Origin of the sequence: Streptomyces niveiscabiei (assembly GCF_001419795.1) — a bacterium.
Taxonomy (GTDB): domain Bacteria; phylum Actinomycetota; class Actinomycetes; order Streptomycetales; family Streptomycetaceae; genus Streptomyces; species Streptomyces niveiscabiei.
In genome coordinates, this window is record NZ_LIRL01000994.1 from 1 (window position 1) to 3,049 (window position 3,049).

The following is a 3,049-nucleotide window of genomic DNA, read 5'->3' on the forward strand; positions in this document are numbered from 1 at the left end:
GGTTTCTGTTGTTCTCGGGGGTGAGGGGTCTGGAATCAGGTTCCAGGCCGATTCTGTCGGGGTGCAGAAGGTTCGGGTTTACCTTGCCGCTTCCGGGGGTGAGTGAACCTCTTTCATCCTGGGGTCTGAGGAGTGAAACAGGCTGGTGCTACAGCCCCGGAGTTGGCGGCCTTGACGGGTGGGCTGGGGCATCTGTTCGCCCTGCCGGAGCCGCGGGAGGTATGGGGGATCCAGCGGCGACGCTGGTGCTGGACGACACCCAGGTGATCAAGAAGGGGACCAAGTCGGTCGGGGTGGCCCACCAGCACTGCGGGGTGACCGGCGATGTCCGCAACTGTCAGGTGATGGTGATGCTCACCTGTGCCGCACCGGGCGGGCACACCTTCTACGACCGGCGCCTGTACCTGCCCGGCGTGGGCATCGGACCGGGAGCGCCGCCGTGAGGCCGGTATCCCCGAGGAGGTCGCGTTCGCGACGAAGCCGCAGCTGGGACGTGAGATGCTCGCCGCCGCACTCGCGTCGAAGACGCCGTTCACCTGGCTGGTGGCCGATGCCGACTACGGCAAGGACCTCGCCCTGCGGGCCGAAACAGCTGGCCAAGGGCAGATTCGACTACGAGTACGGCTACTTCCTCGCCCACGCCACCGCCGTCACGCCGCCGGTCGAGTTCATCGCCCAGGCCGGCGTCCGCTGGTAGATCGAAGAGGGCAACGAACGGGGCAAACAGCTCACCGGGCTCGGCCAGTACCAGGTCCGCAAGTGGACCCCCTGGCACCGGCACGTCACCACCGCGATGCTCGCCCTGGCCTTCCTGACCATCCAGCGCGCCCGGCACCGCGACCGCGACGACGCCTACCGCCTTCAGCAGCACCACTGGCGAGCACTCCACCAGACCCGGGCCACCGTGAGCCACTACGACCGCCGACGTGCCCCCCTGCCCAACCGACTCAAACCCTGGCACCGAAACGGAAGTTACCGATCACCAAGTCATGATCTGAGGCTGTAGTACAAGTCAGTATCCGTTGCCGTATTGGCTTGAGAGAGGTGTGTGGGTGAAGTCTCGAGAGTTTCTTCGACTGCTCCGTGGGAGTATTGATGCAGGTTGCCGATGAGGTGCTGGAGTCTCAGCTTCACGCCATTCTTGAGCTTGCGACCACGGGGTGTGTTGACGTGGGGTGCGTTTCATATTTGCGCGAGATTGATCCCGCCGGGCTTTCGGGGGAAATTAAAGAGTATATTGCCGATTTGCTTGCAGGGTGAGGAATGTGATCGGCTCGCCCGTGAACTTTCAGCAATGGCGAAGAGCCTTGTGACTTGCGATGAGGGGAGTTCTTGAGGCCCGCACCTTCGGCCGGGCCCGCGCGGTGTCCCCCTGAGTGTTGGATGGTGGGGCGTGGTCTGGGGTTTCCCGTTCTGGGGGGGCCAGGTGGCCGTATTGGGGTGGCTCGTTGTGGTGATGTCGCGTGACCTGTCGGTGATCGGAATCTTTTGGCTTGTGACGTTCGCTGGTCGGTAGCGATCGTTATTTTTCTGGTTCGTCGGACAGGAGAGAGTTGTGATCAAGAAGGTTCTGGCTGGGGCGGCGCTGGCGTCTGCTGCGACCGTGGCGGCTACGGGGGTTGCTTCGGCGACCACCGCTGCGGGGGTGGGGGCGGAGAACATGACCGCTACCAATGCGGGGGAGATGAACCACGCGGCTCGGGTCGCCTACGGGGACACGGCCAGTGGGAGCGGGACCGCTTCCGACTTCGCCACGCGGAATGGCGACACCGCCATCGGTGGGGACGCGAGCGGGATCCTCAACACGTACGGGGCTCCGCTGGTCAACGTCGATCTGCGGTGCGCGGTGCCGAACGCGGAGGGTGTGGGCGGGAACGTCCTCGGTGGGCCGTCGGCGGCGTGCCCCGTCGCGCCGGTGGACCAGTTCGACGCGCCTCGGCGGATCGTCTGATCGGTGAGGTCGTGACGTGGGAAGGGGTGGCTACCGGTTCGGGGTCACCCCTCCCCGGGGAGGGGAGAGGTCCAGGTTTTGGGGGTGAAGCGGAGGGGGCCTGCGCCGTAGGGCGTCAACTCCACGTTGGAGAAGGGCCGTTCGCGGCGTCGTACGGGATGGGGGCGCCCGTGGATGCGTCCAGGAGTATGCGGTCGGCCAGTGGGCCGGCCAGGTTCACCTTTACCCGCTCCATCTTCAAGTCCGCTCTGCACAGGCCCTCTTGAGGGTTCACCGTGTACGGCGTCAGGACTACGCTCCCCGGCGTCTCCAGTGCCTCCACCTCGACGCCGTCGTCGCAGGAGCCGTGCGGTGTGACGATGGTCAGCGTGGAGCCCTGGATGTTCTCCACCCGATTCCCGTTCACTGTTGAACTCGTCGGAGCTATCGGTGACTTGGGGAGGGGGGAGGGGCTTGCCGCTGCCCTTCTGATCGGCTCGGTGTGTCCCTCCACCATGAACAGCCACGCCGGTACGGTCGCGGGACCCCGGCTCGTGCGGAGGGGCATCGTCCCCAACGTCACGGAGGTGACCGGAAGTTGGGTGAGCGGACCCTCGTACCGGTCCAGCGCCTCGTACGCGGTGCTCGCCGGAATGAGCGGAGCCTTGAGGGTCGAACCGTCCGGCCACTTGACCTCGGCGTCGGGGCGGGGGAGTGGAGGGAGCGTCGCCCGGAGGGTGAGCGGCAGGTCCGTGAGCCCCTTGGGGAGCGCCGTCCAGTCACCCAGCGGGTGGTACCCGGCACGCCAACTCGCCTCCGCCCGCGAGCCGTTCCACGCGGCGGCGACCTGCCGGGCCCGCGCGGCGCGTTCCGCCGGGTTCTCGGAGGGCCGGGCGGACTGCTGCTCGGACGGGTCGGAGGGGCGGGCGGACTGCCGGTCGGACTGCTGCTCGGCGTGCCCGCTGCCGCAGGCGCCCGTCAGTGTGGCCAGGGCGGCCACAAGGGCCAGTACAAGGGAGCGGCGCATAGGGGGCCTCCAGTGCCTCGGTCGAGACTGAGACGCCGGAAGCCCCGCAGACGTTCGTCCCCCTCGGCTCCGCCGACAGCCGACAGCCGACA

Annotated in this window: 5 protein-coding genes; 4 read left to right on the forward strand and 1 reads right to left on the reverse strand. The window is 67.1% G+C overall.

Annotation, left to right across the window (positions count from 1 at the left end):
- Positions 1–221 precede the first annotated feature (221 nt).
- From AOK24_RS38570 to AOK24_RS38575, 4 genes are all read left to right on the forward strand, one after another.
- Complete coding sequence (locus AOK24_RS38570) at positions 222–443, forward strand: transposase (RefSeq protein WP_055724594.1); 222 nt, start codon at positions 222–224, stop codon at positions 441–443.
- On the forward strand, positions 361–993 hold the full coding sequence (locus tag AOK24_RS52900) for a transposase (protein ID WP_079057218.1): 633 nt from the start codon (positions 361–363) through the stop codon (positions 991–993). The genes AOK24_RS38570 and AOK24_RS52900 overlap by 83 nt, the downstream gene beginning before the upstream one ends.
- 102 nt (positions 994–1,095) lie before the next feature.
- Positions 1,096–1,260, forward strand: coding sequence for a hypothetical protein (locus AOK24_RS48905; protein ID WP_159052140.1), 165 nt, complete (start codon positions 1,096–1,098; stop codon positions 1,258–1,260).
- Between the two features lie 295 nt (positions 1,261–1,555).
- The gene (locus tag AOK24_RS38575) at positions 1,556–1,951 is read left to right on the forward strand and encodes a hypothetical protein (protein ID WP_055724595.1); all 396 of its coding nucleotides are present in this window, start codon (positions 1,556–1,558) and stop codon (positions 1,949–1,951) included.
- Positions 1,952–2,066: 115 nt separating this feature from the next.
- Here the strand turns inward: AOK24_RS38575 and AOK24_RS38580 are convergent, their stop codons facing one another.
- Positions 2,067–2,957: a hypothetical protein gene (locus AOK24_RS38580; RefSeq protein ID WP_055724596.1), complete on the reverse strand. Its 891-nt coding sequence runs from the start codon at positions 2,955–2,957 to the stop codon at positions 2,067–2,069.
- Positions 2,958–3,049 lie beyond the last annotated feature (92 nt).

What these genes read in the sequence shown, in the direction of transcription:
- AOK24_RS38570 (WP_055724594.1), top strand. Translation starts at nt 222, where the DNA reads ATGGGGGATCCAGCGGCGACGCTGGTGCTGGACGACACCCAGGTGATC.
- AOK24_RS48905 (WP_159052140.1), top strand. Translation starts at nt 1,096, where the DNA reads ATGCAGGTTGCCGATGAGGTGCTGGAGTCTCAGCTTCACGCCATTCTT.
- AOK24_RS38580 (WP_055724596.1), bottom strand. Translation starts at nt 2,957, where the DNA reads ATGCGCCGCTCCCTTGTACTGGCCCTTGTGGCCGCCCTGGCCACACTG.